Annotated in this window: 23 protein-coding genes; 9 read left to right on the top strand and 14 right to left on the bottom strand. The window is 62.5% G+C overall.

The genetic code is table 11. The features are described from left to right. The first annotated feature begins 59 nt into the window (after positions 1-59). Entirely contained in the window at positions 60-791 is a 732-nt protein-coding gene (locus DSC91_RS29545; protein ID WP_115782104.1) for an SIMPL domain-containing protein, read from the top strand. Positions 792-959: 168 nt separating this feature from the next. Here the strand turns inward: DSC91_RS29545 and lgt are convergent, their stop codons facing one another. Beyond that, positions 960-1865 (bottom strand): prolipoprotein diacylglyceryl transferase, encoded by a 906-nt coding sequence (lgt, locus tag DSC91_RS29540; RefSeq protein WP_115782103.1) that lies wholly within the window; start codon positions 1863-1865, stop codon positions 960-962. Positions 1866-1998: 133 nt separating this feature from the next. Beyond that, entirely contained in the window at positions 1999-2988 is a 990-nt protein-coding gene (locus tag DSC91_RS29535; protein ID WP_115782102.1) for a LysR family transcriptional regulator, read from the bottom strand. Positions 2989-3211: 223 nt separating this feature from the next. Here DSC91_RS29535 and ilvD point away from each other — a divergent pair, with 223 nt between their 5' ends. Beyond that, complete coding sequence (gene ilvD / locus DSC91_RS29530) at positions 3212-4885, top strand: dihydroxy-acid dehydratase (protein WP_115782101.1); 1674 nt, start codon at positions 3212-3214, stop codon at positions 4883-4885. Positions 4886-5069: 184 nt separating this feature from the next. Continuing rightward, complete coding sequence (locus DSC91_RS29525; RefSeq protein ID WP_115782100.1) at positions 5070-5408, top strand: c-type cytochrome; 339 nt, start codon at positions 5070-5072, stop codon at positions 5406-5408. Between the two features lie 107 nt (positions 5409-5515). Here DSC91_RS29525 and DSC91_RS29520 read toward each other — a convergent pair whose 3' ends face one another. From DSC91_RS29520 to DSC91_RS29510, 3 genes are all read right to left on the bottom strand, one after another. Beyond that, positions 5516-6298: a DUF2486 family protein gene (locus DSC91_RS29520; protein WP_115782099.1), complete on the bottom strand. Its 783-nt coding sequence runs from the start codon at positions 6296-6298 to the stop codon at positions 5516-5518. Positions 6299-6390: 92 nt separating this feature from the next. Further along, complete coding sequence (locus DSC91_RS29515; RefSeq protein WP_115782098.1) at positions 6391-6807, bottom strand: DNA polymerase III subunit chi; 417 nt, start codon at positions 6805-6807, stop codon at positions 6391-6393. Positions 6808-6859: 52 nt separating this feature from the next. Further along, the gene (locus DSC91_RS29510; RefSeq protein WP_115782097.1) at positions 6860-8416 is read right to left on the bottom strand and encodes a leucyl aminopeptidase; all 1557 of its coding nucleotides are present in this window, start codon (positions 8414-8416) and stop codon (positions 6860-6862) included. A gap of 137 nt (positions 8417-8553) precedes the next feature. On the opposite strand from DSC91_RS29510, the gene lptF reads away from it, so the two are divergent. From lptF to DSC91_RS29495, 3 genes are read left to right on the top strand one after another with little or no spacing between them, the layout of a single operon-like run. Further along, positions 8554-9651, top strand: coding sequence for an LPS export ABC transporter permease LptF (gene lptF / locus DSC91_RS29505; RefSeq protein ID WP_115782096.1), 1098 nt, complete (start codon positions 8554-8556; stop codon positions 9649-9651). Positions 9652-9654: 3 nt separating this feature from the next. After that, complete coding sequence (gene lptG / locus DSC91_RS29500) at positions 9655-10803, top strand: LPS export ABC transporter permease LptG (RefSeq protein ID WP_115782095.1); 1149 nt, start codon at positions 9655-9657, stop codon at positions 10801-10803. 11 nt (positions 10804-10814) lie between these two features. Further along, positions 10815-11201, top strand: a complete 387-nt coding sequence (locus DSC91_RS29495; protein WP_115782094.1) for a sirohydrochlorin chelatase — start codon at positions 10815-10817, stop codon at positions 11199-11201. Between the two features lie 162 nt (positions 11202-11363). Here the strand turns inward: DSC91_RS29495 and DSC91_RS29490 are convergent, their stop codons facing one another. The 7 genes from DSC91_RS29490 to DSC91_RS29460 form a co-directional block, all read right to left on the bottom strand. After that, positions 11364-11816 carry a hypothetical protein gene (locus DSC91_RS29490; RefSeq protein WP_115782093.1) on the bottom strand — a complete coding sequence of 151 codons (453 nt, stop codon included), beginning with the start codon at positions 11814-11816 and terminating at the stop codon, positions 11364-11366. A 712-nt stretch (positions 11817-12528) separates the two neighbouring features. Further along, positions 12529-13281: a uroporphyrinogen-III C-methyltransferase gene (cobA, locus tag DSC91_RS29485; RefSeq protein WP_115782092.1), complete on the bottom strand. Its 753-nt coding sequence runs from the start codon at positions 13279-13281 to the stop codon at positions 12529-12531. 71 nt (positions 13282-13352) lie between these two features. Beyond that, on the bottom strand, positions 13353-14666 hold the full coding sequence (locus tag DSC91_RS29480) for a sulfate adenylyltransferase subunit 1 (protein ID WP_115782091.1): 1314 nt from the start codon (positions 14664-14666) through the stop codon (positions 13353-13355). Positions 14667-14684: 18 nt separating this feature from the next. After that, positions 14685-15647 (bottom strand): sulfate adenylyltransferase subunit CysD, encoded by a 963-nt coding sequence (gene cysD / locus DSC91_RS29475; protein ID WP_115782090.1) that lies wholly within the window; start codon positions 15645-15647, stop codon positions 14685-14687. Between the two features lie 131 nt (positions 15648-15778). After that, positions 15779-16534: a phosphoadenylyl-sulfate reductase gene (locus DSC91_RS29470; RefSeq protein ID WP_115782089.1), complete on the bottom strand. Its 756-nt coding sequence runs from the start codon at positions 16532-16534 to the stop codon at positions 15779-15781. Then, complete coding sequence (locus DSC91_RS29465; protein WP_115782088.1) at positions 16531-17070, bottom strand: DUF934 domain-containing protein; 540 nt, start codon at positions 17068-17070, stop codon at positions 16531-16533. The genes DSC91_RS29470 and DSC91_RS29465 overlap by 4 nt, the downstream gene beginning before the upstream one ends. A gap of 22 nt (positions 17071-17092) precedes the next feature. Beyond that, positions 17093-18772 carry a nitrite/sulfite reductase gene (locus DSC91_RS29460; protein WP_115782087.1) on the bottom strand — a complete coding sequence of 560 codons (1680 nt, stop codon included), beginning with the start codon at positions 18770-18772 and terminating at the stop codon, positions 17093-17095. Between the two features lie 235 nt (positions 18773-19007). Between DSC91_RS29460 and DSC91_RS29455 the strand changes: the two genes are divergently transcribed. The 3 genes from DSC91_RS29455 to DSC91_RS29445 all read left to right on the top strand — a co-directional run bounded on the left by DSC91_RS29455 (position 19008) and on the right by DSC91_RS29445 (position 21524). Beyond that, positions 19008-19949, top strand: coding sequence for a CysB family HTH-type transcriptional regulator (locus DSC91_RS29455; RefSeq protein ID WP_115782086.1), 942 nt, complete (start codon positions 19008-19010; stop codon positions 19947-19949). Between the two features lie 34 nt (positions 19950-19983). Then, on the top strand, positions 19984-21144 hold the full coding sequence (locus tag DSC91_RS29450) for an ABC transporter substrate-binding protein (protein ID WP_115782085.1): 1161 nt from the start codon (positions 19984-19986) through the stop codon (positions 21142-21144). 119 nt (positions 21145-21263) lie between these two features. Further along, a complete protein-coding gene (locus DSC91_RS29445; protein ID WP_115782084.1) occupies positions 21264-21524 on the top strand; it encodes a hypothetical protein in 261 nt (86 codons plus the stop codon). 101 nt (positions 21525-21625) lie between these two features. On the opposite strand, the gene DSC91_RS29440 is transcribed toward DSC91_RS29445, so the two are convergent. Continuing rightward, the gene (locus DSC91_RS29440) at positions 21626-22777 is read right to left on the bottom strand and encodes a Gfo/Idh/MocA family protein (protein WP_115782083.1); all 1152 of its coding nucleotides are present in this window, start codon (positions 22775-22777) and stop codon (positions 21626-21628) included. A gap of 95 nt (positions 22778-22872) precedes the next feature. After that, positions 22873-23922 (bottom strand): sugar phosphate isomerase/epimerase family protein, encoded by a 1050-nt coding sequence (locus DSC91_RS29435; RefSeq protein WP_115782082.1) that lies wholly within the window; start codon positions 23920-23922, stop codon positions 22873-22875. Positions 23923-23992: the final 70 nt, after the last annotated feature.

Below are 23992 nucleotides of genomic sequence, written 5' to 3'. Positions count from 1 at the left end.
TGCCATCGCATGGCGTTCGCTCCAATCGCGCACAACCCGTTCAAGCAAGGAGTCCAACAATGACGAAAAACACCGCACGTGCACTCGCTCTCGCGCTCGTGTGCGCCGCGCCTGCCGCGCTCGCGCTGACACCGGCCATGGCTCGCGCGCAGGGTGTGGCGCCGTATCAGCCCGCGGGCGTGCTGTCGCTCAATGCGCAGGCCAGCGCGGAAGTGCCGCAAGACGTCGTCGACATCACGCTGTTCTATGAGCAGGAAGCAAGCGATCCGTCCGCGCTCACCGCTACGCTGAATCAGCGCGCCGACGCGGCGTTGCAAAAAGCCAAGGGCGTGAGCGGTGTGACGGCTCGCACCGGCTCTTTCTCGATCTACCCGTCCACCGATCGTGACGGCCGCATTTCCGCATGGCGTGGCCGTACCGAAGTTGTGCTCGAATCGCACGATTTCGCCGCGGCGTCGAAGCTCGCCGGTCAGATGGCATCGACCATGCAGGTCGGCAACGTGCAGTTCTCGCTCTCGCCTGAAGCGCAGCGTGCCGCGGAGCAGAAGCTCACCGGCGAAGCCATCAAGTCGTTCCGCGAGCAAGCCGCCTCGTCGGCGCAGGCGTTCGGTTACAACAGCTATTCGATTCGCGAGGTCAACGTCGGGCACAACGGCGTCATGCCGCGTCCCATGATGATGATGAGCGCACGCGCAATGAGTGCCGATGCGAAGGCATCCGCGCCGGTGCCGATCGAGGGCGGCACGTCGACGGTCACGGTCAACGTGTCGGGCTCGGTGCAGATGAAATAACGCGTTTGCGCCAGACGTCCCGCGTTAATGGAAAAGCCACGGCATGCCGTGGCTTTTTTTCTTGGCTGCTCACTACGATAAAACGTAGCGGTTAGTGCGCGCGAGGCAACCGCGCCGGTTCACCGCGTATCGACGACGAAACCGCACGGGTACGCTAAACCGGAGCGCTCAGTTCGCACCGACGGCTTGCGCCGGTTCACGCCGCGCACGGCGATAGGACCACACCAGTATCCCGATGCCCACGAGGATCATCGGCAGCGAGAGCCACTGGCCCATCGAGAGGCCCATTGCGAGCAAGCCGAGGAAATCGTCCGGCTCGCGCGCGAATTCCACCGTGAAGCGCGCAAGGCCGTAGCCGATCAGGAACACCGCGGAAATCGCGCCCATCGGCTTCGGTTTGCGTGAGAAGAAGAACAGCACGAAGAACAGCGCCACGCCTTCCAGCGCGATCTCATACAACTCCGACGGATGACGCGGCAGCATGTGATATTGCGCGAACACTTCGTTCAGATGCCATTTCGCGGCCAGTTGCGGATGCGCGGTGAGCCACGTGGCGTCGTCCGGCGCGGCGCCTGGAAACAGCATCGCCCACGGCGCCGACGGATCGGTCACGCGGCCCCACAACTCACCGTTGATGAAATTGCCGAGGCGCCCTGCCGCGAGCCCGGTCGGCACCATCGGCGCGACGAAATCGGTGACCTGCAGCCACGAGCGCTTGCGCTGATACGCGAACAGCACCATCGCCAACGTCACGCCGAGGAAGCCGCCGTGAAACGACATGCCGCCTTCCCACACCTTGAAGATGTCGAGCGGATGCGCGAAGTAAAAGCTCGCCTTATAGAACAGCACGTAGCCGAGCCGGCCGCCGAGGATCGTCCCGAGCACACCGTAAAACAGCATGTCGTCGATATCTTTAGCGGTCCAGCCTTGCGCGGCGACGTACGGCAAACGCAGCCGCAACCGGCCGACGACGATCGCCGCGATGAACGCAACGAGGTACATCAGTCCATACCAGCGCACTGCAAGCGGCCCCAGATGAATGGCAACGGGGTCGAAATTCGGGTGAATGAGCATCGTGTTGTTATGGGCAGTTCAGGTTCAGAAGCGGATTTCTAGTCGAGTTTCAAGTCGCAGCCGGCGGTGTGAGCATCATGCGGCGCATGCATTGGACGGTTCGGCTTGCAATGCGTTCGCGGCAGCATCGCGCCTAAGTCTGAACGCGAGGCGCCGCGAACTGCGCCTCCGTGGCGGCCGCGTGCGCCCGCACGATCTCGATGAAGCCGGCCAATACCGGACTCACCTCCGCCGTGCGCCAAACCAATCCCGTCTCGATCGCCGGCACCGATTCGGAGAGCGGCCGGTACACGACGCCGGTGCGGCGCAGGTTACGCAACGATTGCGGCACCAGTGCGACGCCCATTCCGGCGGACACGAGGCTCACGATCGTCTGCATCTGGATTGCCTCCTGGCCGACCCGGGGCGCCAGGCCCGCCACGCCGTAGCAATCCATAATGATGTCATAAAAGCCTGGCGCCAGACGCCTTGGAAAGATGACGAGCGGCTCGTCGGCGACGTCGCGCAGGCTGATGGGCGTGTCCAGCCACTCCGCGTGCGGATCGGCCCTGGAGCCGGCGGCGCTGCCCACGCGCTTCGCCATGTCCGTCGACATCGCGATCACCAGCGGCTCGCGGGCGATCGGCAGCCACGAGAGCTGGGGGGCATGGCGCGACGGTAGCGGCGCGATCACGAGGCCCGCGTCGATGCGCCCGGCCACCAGTTCGTCGATCTGCACGTCGCTGGTGGCTTCGGTCAGTTCGAGGCGCACCCGTGGATGGCGTGCGCCGAAATCGCGCAGCAGCAACGGCAGCAGGCCGTAGTCGGCTGTCGAAACGAAGGCCAGCGACAGCGCCCCCGCCTCGCCTCGCGCGAGGCTCTGCGCCAGCGGCCGCAGCCCCTCGGCGCTCGCCAGCAGGCGCTGCACATCGGGCAGCAGGGCAGCGCCCACCGGCGTGAGCTCGACCGAGCGCTTGGTACGCGCGAACAACGCGACGCCAAGTGTTTCCTCCAGCGCCCGGATCGACTGCGACAACGGCGGCTGCGTCATGGAAAGACGCGCCGCCGCCCGTCCGAAGTGTTTTTCTTCGGCGACGGTCACGAAATAGCGCAACTGGCGCAGGTCAGGAACGGCAGGCAGCATGATTAATATGTTTTTCGACCTAATCAAGCCTGAATAATATATTGGACACGCGTTTCGCAAAACTGCACCCTAGCGCGACGCGTCGGAACTAAACTGAACTGACCCGAACCGCCGGATCGGCCGACGCCACCGGCAACGCATGGGCAGTGTCCCCGGCCTCTGCGGCAGCATCCGAGCCCCGCACACGCAGCACGGATCAAAACAAAACAGATTGGAGTCCCCCATGGCATACAACCGTCGTTCGAAGAACATCACGCAAGGCGTGGCGCGTTCGCCGAACCGCTCGATGTACTACGCACTCGGCTATCAGAAAGAGGATTTCGACAAGCCGATGATCGGCATCGCCAACGGCCATTCGACCATCACGCCGTGTAACGCCGGCCTGCAGCGCCTGGCCGACGCCGCCGTGGCCGCCGTCAAGGGCGCGGACGCGAATCCGCAGATCTTCGGCACGCCGACGATTTCGGACGGCATGTCGATGGGCACCGAAGGCATGAAGTACTCGCTCGTGTCGCGCGAAGTCATCTCCGACTGTATCGAGACGTGCGTGCAAGGCCAGTGGATGGACGGCGTGGTGGTGATCGGCGGCTGCGACAAGAACATGCCGGGCGGCATGATCGGCATGTTGCGGGCAAACGTGCCGAGCATCTACGTGTATGGCGGCACGATCCGTCCGGGCAACTGGAAGGGCACCGACCTGACCATCGTGTCGTCGTTCGAAGCCGTGGGCGAGTTCACGGCCGGCCGGATGTCGCAGGAAGATTTCGAAGGGGTCGAAAAGAACGCGTGCCCGTCCACGGGCTCGTGCGGCGGCATGTACACCGCCAACACGATGAGCTCGTCGTTCGAAGCGCTGGGCATGTCGCTCCTGTATTCGTCGACGATGGCCAATCCGGACCAGGAAAAGGTCGACTCGGCAGCCGAATCGGCGCGCGTGCTGGTCGAAGCGGTCAAGAAGGATCTGAAGCCGCGCGACATCGTCACGAAGAAGTCGATCGAAAACGCGGTGGCCGTGATCATGGCGACGGGCGGTTCGACCAACGCCGTGCTGCACTTCCTCGCCATCGCGCACGCGGCTGAAGTGGAATGGGCCATCGAAGACTTCGAGCGCATGCGCAAGAAGGTGCCGGTGCTCTGCAACCTGAAGCCGTCGGGCCAGTTCGTGGCGACCGATCTGCACAAGGCCGGCGGCATTCCGCAAGTCATGAAGATCCTGCTCGACGCCGGTCTGTTGCACGGCGATTGCATCACGATCACCGGAAAGACGATCGCCGAAGAACTGAAAGACGTGCCGAGCAAGCCGCGCGCCGATCAGCAGGTGATTTTCCCGATCGAGCAGGCGCTGTACAAGGAAGGCCATCTGGCGATCCTGAAGGGCAATCTGGCCGTCGACGGCGCCGTCGCCAAGATCACCGGCCTGAAGAACCCGGTCATCACCGGTCCGGCCCGCGTGTTCGACGACGAGCAAAGCGCGCTGGAAGCCATTCTGGCCGACAAGATCGTTGCCGGCGATGTGGTCGTGCTGCGCTACCTCGGCCCGAAGGGCGGCCCTGGCATGCCGGAAATGCTCGCGCCGACCTCGGCGATCATCGGCAAGGGGCTCGGCGAAACCGTCGGCCTGATCACCGACGGCCGCTTCTCGGGCGGCACGTGGGGCATGGTGGTCGGTCACGTCGCGCCGGAAGCGTTCGTGGGCGGCACGATCGCACTCGTGCAGGAAGGCGACTCGATCACGATCGACGCGCACAAGCTGCTTCTGCAACTGAACATTGACGACACCGAACTGGAACGCCGCCGCGCTGCGTGGCAGCAGCCTAAGCCGCGTTACACGCGTGGCGTGCTGGCGAAGTTCTCCGCGTTGGCGCAGCCGGCCAACAAGGGCGCGGTGACGGGTTAAGCGCGCATTGAGCACGTGCCGCTGATCCGCCTCGGCTCCCGGGACGGACCCGTAGCATGGCTCGACGCCGCATCGGCTGCGTCCGTTACGAAAAAGCGCAAAGGGGCGCACGGAAAACCGTGCGCCCCTTTCCTTTTATAATGCGTGAACCACGAGTCGGGCACTTGCACCGGCGGAGACCAGAATGAAATCAATGTCGTATGCAGCGCTTGCAGCGGCCGGTGTGCTGAGCGTTACGTTAGGCGCCGGCAGTCCGGCGGCACACGCGGAGGCCGCCGCCCTTACGTTGGCCCAGCAGCAGAACTGCATGAGCTGCCACTCGGTGACGCGTCCATTCATGGGACCGGCGCTGCATGACGTCGCCGCGAAATACGCCGGCCGCGAAGATGCCGCCACCTATCTGAAGCACAAGATTCTGGATGGCAGCACGGGGGTGTGGGGCGCGGTGCCGATGCCCGCGAATACGCAACTCACGCCCGATCAGGCGGCTACGCTGGCGAGCTGGGTGATGACGCTCAAATAACGGCGCTCAAACGACGACTCAAATGAGGCTTCAAGCGAGGACTCAAGCGAACCCCGCCCGATTAAAGCGGGTAGCGCGCCCGGACAACGGCGCGCCCTCTGCCATGATCAAGCGCCGCCCGAGCGCCGCGCGATCTCCTGATCGACCGCCTCCTGTACCCAGCCGGTCAATTCAGTCTCCAGCGCCAGCGCCACTTCGCGCGTGATCTGGTTGACGAGCCAGGACGTGTGATCCTGCAACGCCTCGCGGCAACGTGCTTCGATGATGCCGCGCCCCTCGCCTGTCAAGAAACCCGCGAATCGTCCACGCAGACGTTCGGCGATGACATCCGCATCGAGATTCGGCTGCGGCTGTGCGAGGGCTTCGTGAGCGATATCCGGCGGCACGATCGCGCCCGCCTCGATGGGCGCATGCGGTTCAGCCCGATCGAATACCCCCGCTGACGCAAAGTCCGGCTCATGTCCGTGCCGGTGTCCGGCAGCGTGGTGTGCCCTCGAGCGCTTTTTCGGGTGAGCGGGCTCTGCCGGATGCGCTTGCTCCGGCGCATGTTCTTGCTCCGGCACATGCACCTGCTCCGACACATGCGCCTGCTCCGGCACATGCTCTTGCTCCGACACATGCGTTTGCTCCGGCACATGCGCGTGCTCTGACACATGCGCTTGCTCCGGCGCGAGTGTCGGCTCCTTTGGCGCGTTCACGGACTCTGGCGCAAGCTCCGGCTCGCGCCTGGGTTCTGGCGCAAGGACCGGCTCCTGCGCGGTCTCCGGATCGGACACAGGCTGGGTAGCCGGCGCCGCCGCGCCGCCCGTCGCAGGGCGCGCCTGGGCTGGATTGCCCGGCACGAGGATCTCGTTCAGAACCGGGATCGAACTATCGTTAGGATCGGACACGCGCGCTCTCCGTGTTTGAGTCCAAGCTGAGGCAGGCCGCGCGCGCATCGAATCCATCCGACAAAACACCACGCGACGCGGCGGAATGAGACCTAGCTGCCTTGCTTGTAGTTGTTCAAAGCATAGCCGCGATCGCGATAGAAACGATAGCGTTCGCGGCCAGCCGCGAGTTCGTCGTGCGCGTTGCCAACTACTTCCAGCAATCTCTCGAAGCGCGCGAATTGCGCCGGCACCGTGGCGCCGAGATTGAGCAGCACCTGATGGTGCGGCACGTCATCGAGGTTCGACGCCAGCACGATTGGCGTTTGCGCCGCAAGCGGCGTGCCCGCCATGCAGTGCGGCACGAAGTCGAGGGGCGAGAACGTCCACAACTGCTCGTCGAAAGCCCGTAGACGCTCGCGCTCGGCCAGCACGATGGTCGGCTGGCCGGCCTGATACGCCTTGCGGATCAGGCGGCATGCGTACAGCAGCGAATCGCCGACGTTCGAGTGAAAATCGATTCTCGTCATCGGCGACTCCGCTTTGCGTCTGCAGCGACGCCCGCAACCTTACTGCAACGCGTCATTGTGCGGCGCGACCGTCCGCGGCCCGACCGTCAGCGGCCCTACCGTCCGCGGCCCTGTCGATCAGGAACTGCGCGAGCAACGGCACCGGACGGCCGGTAGCCCCCTTTGCCGCACCGCTCTTCCACGCGGTGCCGGCGATGTCCAGATGCGCCCACGGATACGCCTCGGTGAAGCGCGACAGGAAGCACGCCGCCGTCACGCTGCCCGCCGGACGGCCGCCAATGTTGGCGACGTCCGCGAAGTTCGACTTGAGCTGCTCCTGATACTCGTCGTCGAGCGGCAGGCGCCAGGCCGGGTCGGAGGCTTCACGCGAGGCATCGAGCAATTCGCCCGCCAGCGCGTCGTCTTTCGAGAACAGGCCGCTGTTGTGATGACCCAGCGCGATGATGCAGGCGCCCGTCAGCGTGGCGATGTCGATCACCGCCGCCGGCTTGAAACGCTCGGCGTAGGTGAGCGCGTCGCACAGGATCAGCCGGCCTTCGGCGTCCGTGTTCAGCACTTCGATCGTCAGGCCCTTCATGCTGGTGACGATATCGCCCGGTTTGGTGGCGGTGGCCGACGGCATGTTTTCGACGGCCGGGATGATGCCGACCACGTTGATCTTCAGACCCATTTCGGCGACGGCGCGCAACGTGCCCAGCACCGAGCCGGCGCCGCACATGTCGTACTTCATCTCGTCCATGCCTTCGCCCGGCTTCAACGAAATGCCGCCGGTGTCGAACGTGACGCCCTTGCCGACCAGCACCACCGGCGCGGCTTTCGCGGCGCCGCCGTGATACTGCAGCACGATGAACTGAGCCGGTTCGACCGAGCCGGCGGTGACCGACAGGAACGAGCCCATCTTCAGCGCTTCGCACTGCTTTTCGCCGAGCACTTCGACTTTCAGCTTCCAGTCTTTGGCGAGCTTCTTGGCGGTGTTGGCAAGGTGGGTTGGCGTACAGACGTTGCTCGGCAGGTTGCCGAGGTCGCGCGTCAGATCCATGCCGTTGGCAAGCGCGGCACCCTGCTTGGCTGCAAGCTTGGCGGCCTTCTCGTCGCCGGTGTTGACGCTGAACACGATGCGCTTCAAGGCCCGCGGGGCGTTGTCCGGCTTGCTCTTCATCTGCGTGAAGCGGTAGCTCAGCTCGCGCAGCGCGAGGATCGCGGCGCGCACGCCCCAATCGGCCGTGCGCTCGAGGATCGGCAACTGGGCAAGCGTGAACGTGACCTGGACGATCTTGGTGCCGAGCAATGCGCGCCAGGCGGCCCGCACGGCTTCGCCGTAGGCTTTCTGACTGAAAGCGTCCTGCTTGCCGAGGCCGACCAGCAGCACGCGCGAGGCGCCGATGCCTGAAACTTCATGCAGGAACAGCGTGGTGCCGGCCTTGCCGTCCATATCGCCGGCCTTGATGACGCGGGTCAGCAGGCCCTTGGTGGCCGCGTCGATCTCCAGCGCGGCGCCCGAGAGCGTTTGCGACTCGAACACGCCGATTACGATGCAATCGGATTTCCCGGTCAGGAAACCGTTTGACGAGCCTTTGGTCCAATCACAGGCTTTTATGCTAAAGTCCATCGCGCTTGTCCTCGGATAAAATCTGGGCTTAGGATGAAAGCCGCAATTATCCGCTATTTTTCCCGCGGCGGCTGCACCGGAGGCGTGACGGGAACCAACCCGTGCGTCACCGAGAGCGCCCCACCTCATCATCAATAATGATCTTCGAACGCTCCCTCCAGCGCGAACTCGCGTATACGGCTGGTGCCGTGTTCATGGTTCTCCTCACGCTCGTGCTGACGACGATGATGATCCGCATCGTCGGCTTCGCCGCTTCGGGCGAGATCGACCCGCGCGACGTGCTGGTCCTGATCGGCCTGACCGTGATCGGCTACGTGGCGATCATGCTCGTCGCGACCCTGTTCGTGTCGATCCTGTTCGTCCTGACCCGCTGGTACAAAGACTCCGAGATGGTCGTCTGGCTCGCCTCGGGCGTCAGTTTGACGCGCTTCATCAAGCCGATCGGCATTTTCGCCACGCCGATCGTCATTCTTATCATGTTCTTCGTGTTCGTCGGCTGGCCGTGGTCGAATCAGCAGAGCAAGCTGATCCGCGCGCGCTTCCAGCAACGCGATGAAGTCTCGCTGCTCGCGCCGGGTCAATTCCGCGAGTCGGCGGTCAACCACCGCGTGTTCTTCATCGAGAAGATGTCGCCCGACCAGGCGCGCGTCGAGAATGTGTTCGTGACCAGCACGGAAAACGGCAAGGTCAACGTGGTCGTGTCGAAGACCGGCCACACCGAAACACACAAGAACGGCGACCGCTTCGTCGTGCTGGAAAACGGCCGCCGCTACGACGGCGAACCGGGCCACCCGGACTTCCGCATCATGGAATTCGAACGCTACGGCCTGAAGATCCAGAGCCAGCCGGTCGTCAATACGCCGACCACCACCGGTTTGCCCACGCTCACGCTCCTGCGCAACCCCACCGACGACAACCTTGCCGAATTCGCCTGGCGCGCGGGGCTGCCGCTGATCGCGATCAACCTGATGCTGCTGGCAATTCCGCTCGCGCACCAGAACCCGCGGCGCAGCCGGACGATCAACCTGGTGATGGCCGTCCTGATCTATCTGACGTATTCAAATCTGTTGAACGTGGTGCAGTCGTGGATCGAGCAAGGCAAGATGTCGTTCGGCGTTGGGCTGGTGGGCCTGCACATCATCGTGGCGGTGATCGTCGCGTTCATCTTCTGGCTGCGGGTGCGCAACCGGCCGTTATTCACGCGGGCGACGTTCCGCCGTTCGCAGGGGGCCTGACCGATGCGCATCTATGAAAGGTACTTCGCGCGTCAGATCTACCTCACGTTCATCTTTATTCTGTTCGCGTTTTCGGGTCTGTTCTTCTTCTTCGACCTGATCAACGAACTGAACTCCGTCGGCCACGGCAACTACAAGTTCCAGTACGCGGTGCTGCGCGTCGCGCTGCAAACACCGTCGCGCTTCTACGAGATCATTCCGGTCGCCGCCTTGATCAGCGCGATCTACGTGTTCGCGCAAATGGCGGCGAACTCCGAGTACACGATTTTCCGCGTGTCGGGCCTCGCCACCAATCGGGCGCTGCGCTCGCTCATGAAGATCGGCATTCCGCTGGTGTTCCTGACTTACCTGATCGGCGAAGTGGTCGGTCCGTACACGGATCAGTTGTCGGAACGCGTGCGGCTTGAAGCCCTGGGATCGTCGGTATCGAGCAACTTCGAGTCCGGCGTGTGGGTGAAGGACACGCTCACCGCGCGCGCGGACGGCGAGCAGGTAACGCGCTTCGTGAACGTCGGCGAACTGAAGCCGGACGCGACAATCAGCAACGTGCGCATCTATGAATTCGATTCGAAGTTCCGCCTCTCGAACGTGCGGATTGCGAAGAGCGGCAGGTATCAGCCGCCGGGCCACTGGCAACTGACTGACGTGACGGACACGCAACTTTTCGACGTCCCCCCTCCTCCGGGCACGGCGGCCGATGCATTGAATCCGGTGTACCGTGCGAAGCAGGTGGCGTTGCCGGAGTACTCGCTGCGCTCGGAATTGACGCCGCAGATCCTGTCGGTGCTGCTGGTGTCGCCGGACCGGATGTCGATGTTCAATCTGTTCCGCTACATCCAGCATTTGACCGAGAATCATCAGGACACGCAGCGGTATGAAATTGCGCTGTGGCGCAAGCTGCTGTATCCGTTCGCGGTGTTCGTGATGCTGGTGTTGTCGCTGCCGTTTGCGTATCTGCATACGCGTGCCGGCGTGGTGGGGGTGAAGGTGTTCGGCGGGATTATGCTGGGGATGAGTTTTCAGCTGTTCAATACGCTGTTCTCGCATATCGGCACATTGAATACGTGGCCTGCGCCGCTGACCGCGGCTACGCCTGGGCTCGTTTATCTCGTGCTTGGGCTGGTGGGGTTGAAGTGGGTTGATCGCCATTAGGAGCCTTTGTTATGGCTGCGCATGGGATGGTGTTGTTCGGGCATGGCGCGCGGGATGTGCGCTGGCGGGAACCGTTCGAGAGACTTGCCGAGAAGCTGCGGGTCGCTGCTGGTGCTTCGGGAGGCGGCGAGCCCCTGTCGGTCAGACTGGCTTTTCTGGAGTTGATGGAACCGGATTTGTCGACTGCAGTTGGCGAGCTTGTCGACGATGGGTGCTCGGTCGTAACCGTCGTGCCGGTGTTTTTTGGGCAGGGCGGGCATATCAGGAAGGATTTGCCGGCGTTGATCGAGCAATGCCGTGGGTCGCATCCTTCTATTCAGATCGAGTGCGCTGTTGCTGTTGGTGAAGATGAAGTGGTTCTGGATGCTGTCGCTCAGTATTGCCTGCGGCAGGTTTGAATATTTCGTCTTGGCTTCCGATCCGCAGTAAAAGGCATGGCGCGAGCAATCGCGCTTTTTTTATTTCTGCCCGGGAAATCCAGTCGACTACGCACAATCCGAGACATTAAAAAAGGCGCAAGCGCCTTTTTTATGATTGCGGCGCGAGGTCACGCGCCTATGTCAGTGTGCGGTCGCACCAGGGCGCGTGATGGTCCTGAAGCACGCCTGCTTGTTGTGCGTCGCCTTTATCTTGCGGGTGCGTTTGCAGCTCTCCGGTGCCGTCTGTGAGGCCTTCGCCAGAAGGTTCGCTGCGTGACGCGCGGTGATGCAGCTTTGAGGCACGCCCTTCGCGTCAAGGGCAATGACCTGGTACAACTCGCGATCAATCTCGACTTCTCGCTGATAATCCTCGCCGGTGTCGATCAGCACTTCCAGCAATTTCCGCTGGCGATGCCTCTCTTCTCGCGTCACTGCCGGACTCCTGAATATCGAGGCCGCAAGCGTGACCAACTTGTCCAGTTGGCTTAGTTGCCGTTCAACAAGTCCGAAAGCGGATAGGGCGAGTTTTTCGTACTGAAGTGCGTCAACGGGTGGGCGCGACGTGGCTCGTGAATTTTTGGCGGATTTACTCATGGCGCGATCTCCCTGAAACTTACCTGGATCGCCCGACACACAGCATGCGCTGTGGTGAGCGGGCTCAATGACAAGGTTGGCGGCCGGCGCCAAACGAAAACCGGCAGGCCCGAAGGCCTCCCCCATCACGGCCCGCCCATAAGACGCGCAGAGATAGACACAGACCTGCTGAGGCAGGTCTGCGTTTGGCAACAGGCCGCCAAGCCTGACCGTCGTTGTTTTGACGGCGAATTGAGTTTAAAACGTATCGTTTCGCGAGTGATCGCCTGCTTGGGCTAAAGAGCGCGCGAAGCCACCATTTCCGAAATTTCCCAAGCGCGCGCCCGCACACAGGACTACAGCACTGAAGAAACTTCAGCAAAGAAACGGAGTAGTGGTAGATAACCGACCGTGACGTCGCGCGAAGCGCGGCTGGGCAAACGCTTCCGGCGAGCACGAAGTGTGAGACGGGAAGTATGACGCCCTTGTCACTGACGCGTGCAGGGGCGCGGGCACTGATTCCACGGAGCCACTACCGCTTGTGGGCCACGGTGCCCGCTTAGCATTAGCGGTTTGAGCTGCTTTCTTTTGCCTACTTTTCTTTGCAGCCGGCAAAGAAAAGTAGGTGCCTGCCCCGCACAGGGGCGAACGCTAATAGACCACTAACAAATCAAGGAAAGGCCAAAGTCCTAAGAACACGGCCAAACAAGCGCTGCAAAAGGCAAAAAAAACATCAAGCAGCCACCAACATCCCATCCGCGGAGCGGGCCCCCTGCTGCCGGGCAGCAAACGCCTCCCCGATCATCAAAAGACTAGGCTGCGAAGCATCGAGCCACTGCTGAGCCTCGCCGCACGCGAGCCCCGAAAGCGTGAGAGTGAGCATCCGCTCGCGAGGCGTACTGCAGGCTTCGACAATCGCCACAGGCGTCGCGCCATCGCGCCCGGCATCGATCAGCTCCTGTGCGATTTCAGGCCCGCTATCGCGGCCCATATAGAACACGAGCGAATCCGCATTCACCTGCTCCCGAATCGCCTCAGTATCAGCCGCCCGGCTATGCGTGGCCAACGCAACACTGCGAGACACGCCGCGAAGCGTCAATGACCGCTTCAACGAAGCCGCGCTAGCCAGCGCAGCGGTAATCCCAGGCACCACCTCGTACTCGATGCCTGCAGCCTCGAGCGCACGCATCTCCTCATCGGCACGCCCGAACAACATCGGATCGCCACCCTTCAGACGCACCACCACATCGTGCTCAAGCGCAGCATCCACAATCTGCTTGTTGATGAACTGCTGCGCGGTAGAAAGCTGGCCACAGCGCTTACCCACCGCAATCCGCCGCGCGTGAGCAGGCGCATAGTCGAGCATTGCCGGCTCGACAAGCGCGTCATGCAACACCACATCCGCCGTGCCAAGCAACCGCGCACCCCGAACCGTGATGAGATCCGCGGCTCCTGGCCCTGCGCCGATCAGATACACCTTACCCATACGTCTCAACCTCATTCGTCCGGTTCGTGCAAAACCCGAAGCGCGACCGCGCCGATCACCCTGTCAGCGACTCAAGCCGAAAACGCCCGAATCATCCCAGCCGCGACGGTGTGATGCGTCGCTTCGTCGATCAGCACGAAAGCGCCCGTGCCCTGATGCGAGTCGTACACGTCGCACACCAGCGGCTTTTGCAACGTCAGCGATACGCGGCCAATGTCGTTCATCGTCAGGTCCTTGCGATCGGTCGCCTGCGAAAGCGTATGCACGTCCAGCACTTCCTTGATCGCACCGATCCGCGCGAACACCGTGTTGGTGGTCTGCTTCAGCAAGTACTTGCGCTGCGTCGACAGCGGCGTGTCGTCGAACCAGCAGAGATCCGCTTCCAGCTTCTTCGCCGGTTCCGGCGCCGCTTCGCGCAGCACGAAGGTGTCGCCGCGCGACACGTCGACGTCTTCCGCCAGACGGATCGTCACGGTTTGGCCGGCAAACGCACGGTCCACCGCGGCCGTACCACCCGTCACCGGCGCGATGATCTCGGCAACCGTTGCTTCGCGATTCGCCGGCAGCACGACGATGGTGTCGCCGACCTTCACTTCACCCGCTTCGACACGGCCCATGTAGCCGCGGAAATCGTCGGCCTGGCTGCCGTCCTGACGCGCGACCCATTGCACCGGGAAACGCAGCGCCTGGCCCGTCGGAACGTCGACCGGCAGCGCTTCGAGCAAATCGAGCAGCGGCTCGCCCGCGTACCACGGCATGCTTTCGCTAGCCGTCACGATGTTGTCGCCCTTCAACGCCGACACCGGCACGAAGCGCACATCGTTCAGACCGAGTTGACGCGCGAGTTCGACATACGCATCGCGGATCTCGTTGAAACGCGTTTCGCTGTAGTCGACGAGATCCATCTTGTTGATCGCGACGATCGCGTGCTGCAAGCCGAGCAGCTTCACGAGCGCGCTGTGACGCTTGGTTTGCGGCAGCAGTTGCGCCACGCCGTCGATGAACGTCACGCGGGTCGCGTCGACCAGAATGATCGCTGCGTGCGCGGTCGATGCGCCCGTCACCATGTTGCGCGTGTACTGCTCGTGGCCCGGCGTGTCGGCGATGATGAACTTACGCTTGGCCGTCGCGAAGTAACGATACGCGACGTCGATCGTGATGCCCTGTTCGCGCTCGGCTTCAAGGCCGTCCGTCAACAGCGACAAATCGATTTCGTCGCCAACGGTACGCTTATTCTTTGCGCGCGACAGTGCCGAGAGCTGATCGCTCAACACCGCCTTGCTGTCGTACAGCAGGCGGCCGATCAACGTGCTCTTGCCATCGTCGACGCTGCCCGCAGTGATAAAACGCAGCACGCCGAGGTCTTCTGGTTGATGAATGTTCATTTGCATTGCCCCGTGTGCTTAGAAATAACCTTGCTTCTTACGCTGTTCCATCGCGGCTTCGGAGACCTGGTCGTCCATCCGCGTTGCGCCGCGTTCCGTGATTTCGGTCACGGCCGTTTCGGCGATGATCTTCTCGAGATCGTCGGCATCGCTTTCCACCGGGCACGTGCAGCTGATATCGCCCACCGTGCGGAAACGCACCAGCGCGGTTTCGCTGGTTTCGCCCTCACGCATCGGCGTGAGCGGCGTGACCGGCACAAGCAGGCCGTTGCGGCGCACGATCTCACGCTGATGCGCGTAATAGATCGACGGCAGTTCGAGTTGTTCGCGGGCGATGTATTGCCACACGTCGAGTTCGGTCCAGTTCGAGATCGGGAACACACGCAGATGTTCGCCGTTATGCAGACGCGCGTTATACAGGCTCCACAGTTCCGGGCGCTGAGCCTTCGGGTCCCATTGACCGAATTCGTCGCGGAACGAGAAGATCCGTTCTTTTGCACGAGCCTTTTCTTCGTCGCGGCGCGCGCCGCCGATCAACGCGGTGTACTCGTGTTCAGCAATCGTTTCGAGCAGCGTCACGGCTTGCGCGGCATTGCGCGAATCCGTTTCGCGGCGCAGACGCACCGTGCCGCGCTTGATCGAATCTTCGACGTGACCCACGACCAGTTCGGCACCGATCTCTTTCGCGCGGCGATCGCGGAAGTCGATCACTTCGTCGTAGTTGTGGCCAGTGTCGATATGGACGAGCGGGAACGGCAGCACGGTCTTGCGATTCGCACCGATGCCGAAGGCCTTCAACGCGAGATGCAGCACCACGACCGAATCCTTGCCGCCCGAAAACAGCAGCGCGGGCTTGCTGCATTCGGCGACCAGTTCGCGCAGGATGTGGATCGACTCGGCTTCGAGCCAATCGAGGTGGTCCATCCGGTTCGCCGTGTTGGCAAGCGGTGCATTCACAGTGGAATCGAGCGTGGTGCTCATGTTTGGGTCCTTCGTTGATTCGCGTCGCAAGCGGTTGCTCGCGTCGCGGAAGTATTCAAATCGGTATGTGCGGCGTTCAAGCTAAAAACCAAGGCCTGAAACGCCTGAATGCTTTACGTGCCTTACGTGCACTACGCCGAAACGTTTTCGCTGCTGCTGACAGGGATCGGCGTAATCGTCGTGATGTGCAGGCCGCATTCCTTCGTATCGCGCGACTCCCACCACCAGCGCCCTGCCCGGCTGTCTTCGCCGGGACGGATCGCGCGGGTGCAAGGTTCGCAGCCGATGCTCGGGTAACCGCGCGCATGCAGCGGATTGACCGGTACGTCCAACGCTTTCAGATAGTCCCACACTTCAGCTTCGGTCCAGTCCGTCAGCGGATTGAACTTGGCGATATTGCGAGCGGCGTCGTGTTCTTCCTCGTGCAGTTCGGCACGCGTGACCGACTGCTCGCGGCGTTGGCCCGTCACCCAGGCGCTGACATCCGACAGCGCGCGGTTCAACGGCTCCACCTTGCGAATTTCGCAGCAGCGCTTGCGCAGATCGACGCTTTCATAAAACGCGTTCAGACCATGTGAGCCGACGTATTCTTCAACCGCTGCAGCTTGCGGATGAAACTGCTCGATGTCGTAACCGTAGCGCTCTTTCACGCGATCGAGCATGCCAAGCGTTTCCGCATGCAGACGGCCCGTGTTCAGCGAGAAAATGCCGATCTTGACGCCACGCGACAGAATCGCATGCGTGAGCAGCATGTCTTCCGCTGCGAGGCTGCTGGCGAGCTTCACGTTCGCGTGACGCGCGGCGATCGAATCGAGCAGCGCATTGAGGCGCTCGACCTTCGCGGCGAGTTCCGGCGCGAGCAATTGTGCGGATTGTGCGCCGCTCATACCGAGGCCTTTGCCAGTTCGCCCGCTTCGCGGCGGCGGAACAGCGGCGACGAATTCACCGCGCCCTGATAGTTGAAGCTGAATTCGTCGAACGCCTTGAGCGCGTCGTCGAAGTCTTTATCCGAGCGCAATGCGTAAGCATCGAAGCCGCAGCGGAACATGAACGCCAGCTGATCGCGCAGCACGTCGCCGATCGCGCGCAGTTCGCCCTTGTAGCCATAACGCTCGCGCAACAGGCGGCCGATGCTATAGCCGCGGCCGTCGCGGAACACCGGGAAGTCCACGCCGATCAGCGCGATCGCGTCGAAGTCGCCGACGATATCCGCGGGTTCGCTATCCGGCGCGAGCCACACGCCGATTTCAGCGGTAGTGCGCGACGCGATCAATGCATCACGGGAAGCCTGCCACAGCGCGAGCGGCACCAGCACTTTGCCGGCCGGCAACGCATCGACTGCGGGCAGCGTGCCGTCTTCAGCGGCGCGCACCACCGTCCAGTCATCGTTGACGATCGCGCGATTCTTGATGATAGAAGCCATCTGTTCAGTATCCTTTTCGCGGTTACGCGTGAGCCGGTTGACGCGAGGCGTACACACGTTCCTTGAACGGGGTGATGCCGATGCGGTTGTACGTTTCGATGAAGCGCTCGCCTTCGTGGCGGTTTTCCACGAACGTATCGATCACCTTGCTCATCACGTCCGGCATTTCTTCCGCCGAGAACGACGGGCCGATCACGCGGCCGAGATGCGCACCGGTGGCGCCCGTGCCCTGCTCGCCGCCGAGCGTCACCTGATACCACTCCGAGCCGTCCTTATCGACGCCCAGAATGCCGATGTTGCCGACGTGGTGGTGACCGCAGGCATTGATACAGCCCGAGATGTTCAGCGACACGTCGCCGAGGTCGTACACGTAGTCGAGATCGTTGAAGCGCTCCTGAATCGCCAGCGCGATCGGAATCGACTTGGCGTTCGCGAGCGAGCAGAAATCACCGCCCGGGCACGCGATGATGTCGGTCAGCAAGCCGATGTTCGGCGTCGCGAAACCTTGCGCCTTGGCCTTTTCCCACAGCGCGAACAGGTCGCGCTTCTTCACGTTGGCGAGAATCAGGTTCTGTTCGTGCGACACGCGGATTTCGCCGAGCGAGTACTCGTCGGCCCAATCGGCGACCGCTTCCATCTGCGCGTCGGTGGCATCGCCCGGAGCGATCGTGGTCGGCTTCAGCGACAACGTGACCGACGAATAACCCTCGACCTTATGCGGACGCACATTACGTTCGACCCAGCGGGCGAACGCACGGTTTTCCAGCAAATGCTTTTCGAACGATGCATCCGTGTCGGCCAGCTTTTCGTACACCGGCGGCTGGAAGTATTGCGACACGCGGTCGACTTCAGCTTGCGTCAGCGTCGACGGGCCGTCCTTCAGGTGTTGCCATTCTTCTTCGACTTGCGCCGAGAATTTCTCCGGGCTCAACGCCTTCACGAGAATCTTGATGCGCGCCTTGTACATGTTGTCGCGGCGGCCGTAGCGGTTGTACACGCGCAGCACGGCTTCGCAGTACGTCAGCAGGTGTTGCCACGGCAGATCTTTACGGATGATCGCGCCGATGATCGGCGTACGGCCCATGCCGCCGCCGGCCAGGATGTCGGCCACCAGTTCGCCCTGCTCGTTCTTCTTCAGATACACGCCCATGTCGTGAATCTGCACGGCAGCGCGGTCTTCCTTCGAACCCGACACGGCGATCTTGAACTTACGCGGCAGCCAGGCGAACTCCGGGTGGAACGTCGACCATTGGCGCAGAATTTCCGCCCACGGACGCGGATCGACCACTTCATCCGGCGCTACGCCGGCGAACTGATCGGCCGTGATGTTACGGATACAGTTACCCGAGGTCTGGATGCCGTGCATCTGCACCGCTGCAAGCTTGCGCAGGATTTCCGGCGTTTCTTCGAGCTTGATCCAGTTGTACTGGATGTTCGAGCGCGTCGAAAAGTGACCGTAGCCGCGGTCGTGCTCGCGGGCGATCTGGGCCAGCACGCGCATCTGGTCGCTGCGCAGATTGCCGTACGGAATCGCGATGCGGTGCATGTACGCATGACGCTGCATGTACAGGCCGTTCTGCAGGCGCAGCGGACGGAACTCCTCTTCGCTCAATTCGCCCGACAAGCGGCGGCGAACCTGATCGGCGTATTGCGCGACCCGCTCATCGACGATGGTCTGGTCGTACTGATCGTATTGGTACATTCGGGGACCCCAATTTTTTTGCGTGACACACGACGGTCCGGGGGCCGGCCACCCGGTTCCGCCGCGCCCTGGATATCTCTATTTGTCAGTCCAGCCGAGTCAGGGTTTAGACCCATCTCTCATTTGCTTATGACAAATACAGATATCCATATTGAAAAAGATGGACAGATCGTAATAAACTCGCCTTATATTTCAAACGACTAAAAAATTCTTTTGATATGCGGAGAGGTTATATATGAACCTGCATCAATTCCGCTTCGTCCGTGAGGCTGTGCGGCAGAATTTCAACCTGACCGAAGCGGCCAAAGCACTGTATACAAGCCAGCCGGGCGTCTCCAAGGCGATCATCGAGCTGGAAGACGAGCTGGGCGTCGAAATCTTCACACGGCACGGCAAGCGCGTGCGCTCGCTGACCGAGCCGGGGCGCATCATTCTTCAGTCGGTTGAGAGGATACTGCAGGAGGTCGAGAGCCTCAAACGGGTCGGTAAAGATTACGCGGCCCAGGATCAGGGCAATCTGGTGATCGCCGCCACCCACACCCAGGCGCGCTACTCGCTTCCGGCCGCCATCGCGGAGTTCAAGAAGCGCTTCCCGAAAGTTCACCTTTCAATTTTGCAAGGCAGCCCGACGCAGGTGGCCGAGATGGTCATCCACGACCAGGCCGATCTGGCGATCGCCACGGAGGCGGTTGCCAACTATAAGGAGCTGGTCTCGCTACCCTGCTTCCAGTGGCACCACGTCGCCGTGATGCAACCGGACCATCCGCTGCTCGACCGCAAACTTTTGTCGCTGGATGATCTGACCCAATATCCGCTGATTACGTACGACAACGCCTTCGCCGGCCGCACCAAGATCAACGAGGCGTTCCGCCTGCGCGGACTGCATCCGGACATCGTGCTGGAGGCGATCGACGCCGACGTGATCAAGACCTACGTCGAACTCGGTCTGGGCGTCGGCATCATGGCGGATATCGCGTTCAACGCCGAGCGCGACCGCCATTTGCGCGCCATGCCGGTCGGCCACCTGTTCGGCAGCAATGTGACGCGGGTCGCGCTGAAACAGGGCGCCTATCTGCGCAGCTATGTGTATACGCTCGTCGAACTGCTGTCGCCGAGCATGAACCGCAAGCTGATCGAACAGGCGCTCAAGGGCGAACACGAAACCTACGAACTTTGAACTGACCACGCTTCCCGCTACGGAGAGACCCTTGATGATGTCGCATAACAACAAACTTCGCGGCCTCGCCGCTCTCGGCGCGCTCTTGCTCGCCACCGCGGCACAGGCCGACATCAAGGTCGGCGTCGACCTGTCGAGTACCGGCCCCGCGGCCGTGATCGGCATCACGAGCAAGAACGCGATGCTGATGTGGCCGGCCACGATCGCCGGCCAGAAAGCCGACTACATCTTCCTCGACGACGGCTCCGACCCGGGCAATGCGGTGCGCAACATCCGCAAGCTGATCAACGAGGATCACGTCGACGTGATCGTCGGCCCGAACATCACGCCGGCGGCGATGGCCGCGCTCGATCCGGTCGCCGAAAGCCAGACGCCGATGATCACGCTGATCGGCTCGGCGAGCGTGGTCGAGCCGCAGGAAGGCAAGAAGGTGTGGGCCTACAAGATGGCGCAGACCGACAGCGCGATGGCCGACGTGATGACGCGCTACATGTCGAACCACAACGTGAAGACGGTGGGCTTCATCGGTTTCGCGGACGGTTACGGCGAAAGCTGGCTCAACGAGTTCAGCAAGTTCGCGGCCTTGCGCCATATTCAACTGGTGGCCACCGAGCGCTACAACCGCACCGACGCCAGCGTCACCGGCCAGATCCTCAAGCTGATGGCCGCCAAACCGGACGCGATCCTGATCGCCGGCGCCGGCACGCCGACCGTGCTGCCGCAGCGCACGCTGATCGAGCGCGGCTTCAAAGGCCCGATCTATCAGACGCACGGCATCGCCACACCCGAGTTCATCAAGCTGGGCGGCAAGGACGTGGAAGGCACGCTGTTCCCGACCCAGCCGGTCGTGGTGGCGCGCACGCTGCCGGCGGATCATCCGGCGAAGAAGGCGGCGCTCGCGTTCACCAACGAATACGAAGCGAAGTACGGCCCAGGCAGCGTGACCCAATTCGCGGGCGATGCGGCAGGCGTGTACCCGCGTTTGCAGGATGCCGTCGCGCGTGCGTTGAAGACAGCGCAGCCAGGCACGCCGGCTTTCCGCACCGCATTGCGCGATGAACTGGAGCACGCGCATGAACTGGTCGTGCCGAACGGCGTGGTCAATACCAGCGCGAAGGACCACGTTGGGCTGGATCAGCGCGCGAGCGTGATGGGCATCATCAGGAACGGGAAGTTCGTTTATTTGAGTCAGTGAACATGGCAAGTGCGCGCGGCGCGTTCCGTTCCGGTTCAGCCGCGCGCAAGCCGCGTGTACCAGGCTTGCGCGCGAAGTTGCTACAGTAGAAGTCTTTTCCCGACCAGCAGTCCCACACCATGCGCACCACCCGAGCCATCCACGCCGTCGAGCGGCTGAAAACCCGCAGCGGCAACCCGCAGTTCGCCGCGATCAGCCTGTCCGGCGGCCTGTTTTATCTGGTCGACAAATCGAGCGGCACGGACAAGAAAGTCTCCGATCCGCTGACGCTCGACGACTTCGTCAAGTTCGTCGACGGTTTCGGGCCGCCGAAACCACGTAAGGCAAGCAAGCTCGATATGGCTTTTGAAGAGCAGATCAGAAAAAGCAAGGGCGGTTAAGAGGATCGCTGGAGGAGGTGTGGCGGCGAGGCAGGGCTCTTGGCGTCAGCAGGCCGGAGTGAGCCGCACTGAACCCAAGGCCGACGGTTCGACCACCATGCTCAGACATTCGCGATCTCGCGCCACTGACCGTCCGCCGCGCTGCTTGCCAGCACCGCATCGATGAAGCGCAGGCCCGCCACACCGTCGTCCACTGTGGTGAGCAGCAGGCTTTCGGCGGGCAACGGCCGCCCCGCATTCAACGCTTCGATCTGTAACGCCGCGTCCTTGTACAACTGGGCGAACGCTTCCAGATAGCCCTCCGGATGCCCCTGCGGCACACGCGTCGCGTGCGCGGCAATCGCACTTTTCACCCGTCCGCGCGTCAGACGCTCAGCCGAACCACCCAGTGGCGTGAACCACAATTCGTTCGGATTCTCCTGGTCGAAACTCAAACTGGCCTTCGTTCCATACACCCGCAGACGCAGCGCGTTCTCCGCGCCGCTCGCCACCTGGCTCGCCCATAGCATGCCGCGCGCGCCGTTCGGATAACGCAGCATGGCCTGCACGTGGTCGTCGATACGGCGACCGGGTACGAAGGTGTGCAACTCGGCCGATAGCGCCAAAGGCAACATTCGTGTAACGAACGCGGCCAGGTGATACGCATGTGTGCCGATATCGCCGAGACAGCCGGCAGGGCCCGCCAACGACGGGTCCGTGCGCCAGCCCGCCTGCTTGTTCGCGCCGCCCGTTTCTATCGGTTCAGCCAGCCAGTCCTGCGCGTATTCGACCTGCACCACGCGTATTTCGCCCAGCGCACCTTGTTCGACGAGTTCGCGAGCATGGCGCACCAGCGGATAGCCGGAATACGCATGCGTCAGCGCAAACAGCTTGTTCTTCTCGCGAGCGAGCTTCGCGAGCGCCTCGCCTTCGACCAGCGAAATCGCCAACGGCTTGTCACACACCACATGGATGCCCGCTTCGAGAAAAGCCGTCGCCACCGGCGCATGCAGATGATTCGGCGTGACGATCGCGACTGCGTCGATCCCGTCGCCGCGCGCAGCTTCGGCGCGCGCCATCTCGCGCCAGTCCGCATAGCTGCGCGCGATGCCTGCTTCGGCGGCGCTCGCCTGCGCGCGCTGCGGATCGGACGACAACGCGCCCGCCACCAGTTCGAACCGGTCGTCGAGCCGCGCCGCGATTCGATGCACCGCACCGATAAATGCGCCCTGCCCGCCGCCGACCATGCCGAGGCTGAGTATTCTCGGTGCCATTGCACTCACTCCTTTGCGAGCGGCTTCGGCCGCTTCGCAGTTAGCTCGCAGCCAACTCGCTGTCAGCTCGCCTGAGGATCGCCCGCTGGTCGCCGTCAAATACCCAGCACGCGTTTTAGCTGCGCCGCATCCACGCCACTGCCCGCGAAATCGTCGAACGCATGATCGGCCACGCGAATGATGTGACGCCGAATGAACTCAGCGCCTTCACGCGCGCCGTCCTGTGGATGCTTCAGCGCGCATTCCCATTCCAGCACCGCCCAGCCAGGAAAATCGTATTGCGCCATCTTCGAGAAGATCGCGCCGAAATCGATTTGCCCGTCGCCGAGCGAGCGGAAGCGCCCCGCGCGTTCAACCCAGCCGCTATAGCCGCCATACACGCCTTGCTTGCCGTTCGGCCGAAATTCCGCGTCCTTCACATGGAACGCCTTGATGCGCTCGTGATAGATGTCGATGAACGCGAGGTAGTCGAGTTGCTGCAGGACGAAATGGCTCGGGTCGTAGAGGATGTTCGCGCGAGAATGGTGCTTCACCGCGCCGAGAAAGCGCTCGAAGGTCACACCGTCGTGCAGGTCCTCGCCCGGATGCAGTTCGTAGCAGACGTCGACACCGGCCTCGTCGAACGCATCGAGAATCGGCGTCCAGCGGCGCGCGAGTTCATCGAAGGCGGCTTCTATCAGACCTGCCGGGCGCTGTGGCCATGGGTACAGATACGGCCACGCCAACGCGCCGGAAAACGACACGTGCGTATCGAGGCCCAAACGCTGTGAGGCCTTCGCCGCGAGCTTCATCTGCTCGACTGCCCACTGCGTGCGCGCGGCAGGATTGCCGCGCACATGCTGCGCGGCAAAGCCGTCGAACAACAGATCATAGGCGGGATGCACGGCCACCAGTTGCCCTTGCAGATGCGTGGACAGTTCGGTGATCGTCACGCCCGCGTCTTCCGCGATCTCGCGCAACTCGTCGCAATACGCCTGGCTCGCGGCCGCCTGCTCAAGATCGATCAGGCGCGTATCGCACGGCACCTGGATTCCCTTGAAGCCGAGACCCGCGGCCCAGCCGGCCAGATGCGCGAAGTTGTCGAACGGCACGTCGTCGCCCATGAATTGAGCGAGAAAGATCGCCGGCCCTTTGATGGTTTTCATCGTACGGTTCCTCGAACTATGGCGCGCCTGTCACGCCTCTTCGCCACAAACATGGCAAGCGCGCGCCGCG

The sequence above is a fragment of the Paraburkholderia caffeinilytica genome, assembly GCF_003368325.1.
Classification (GTDB): domain Bacteria; phylum Pseudomonadota; class Gammaproteobacteria; order Burkholderiales; family Burkholderiaceae; genus Paraburkholderia; species Paraburkholderia caffeinilytica.
The sequence above is the reverse complement of the archived record's forward strand: the minus strand, read 5'-3'. Positions and strand labels throughout refer to the sequence as shown.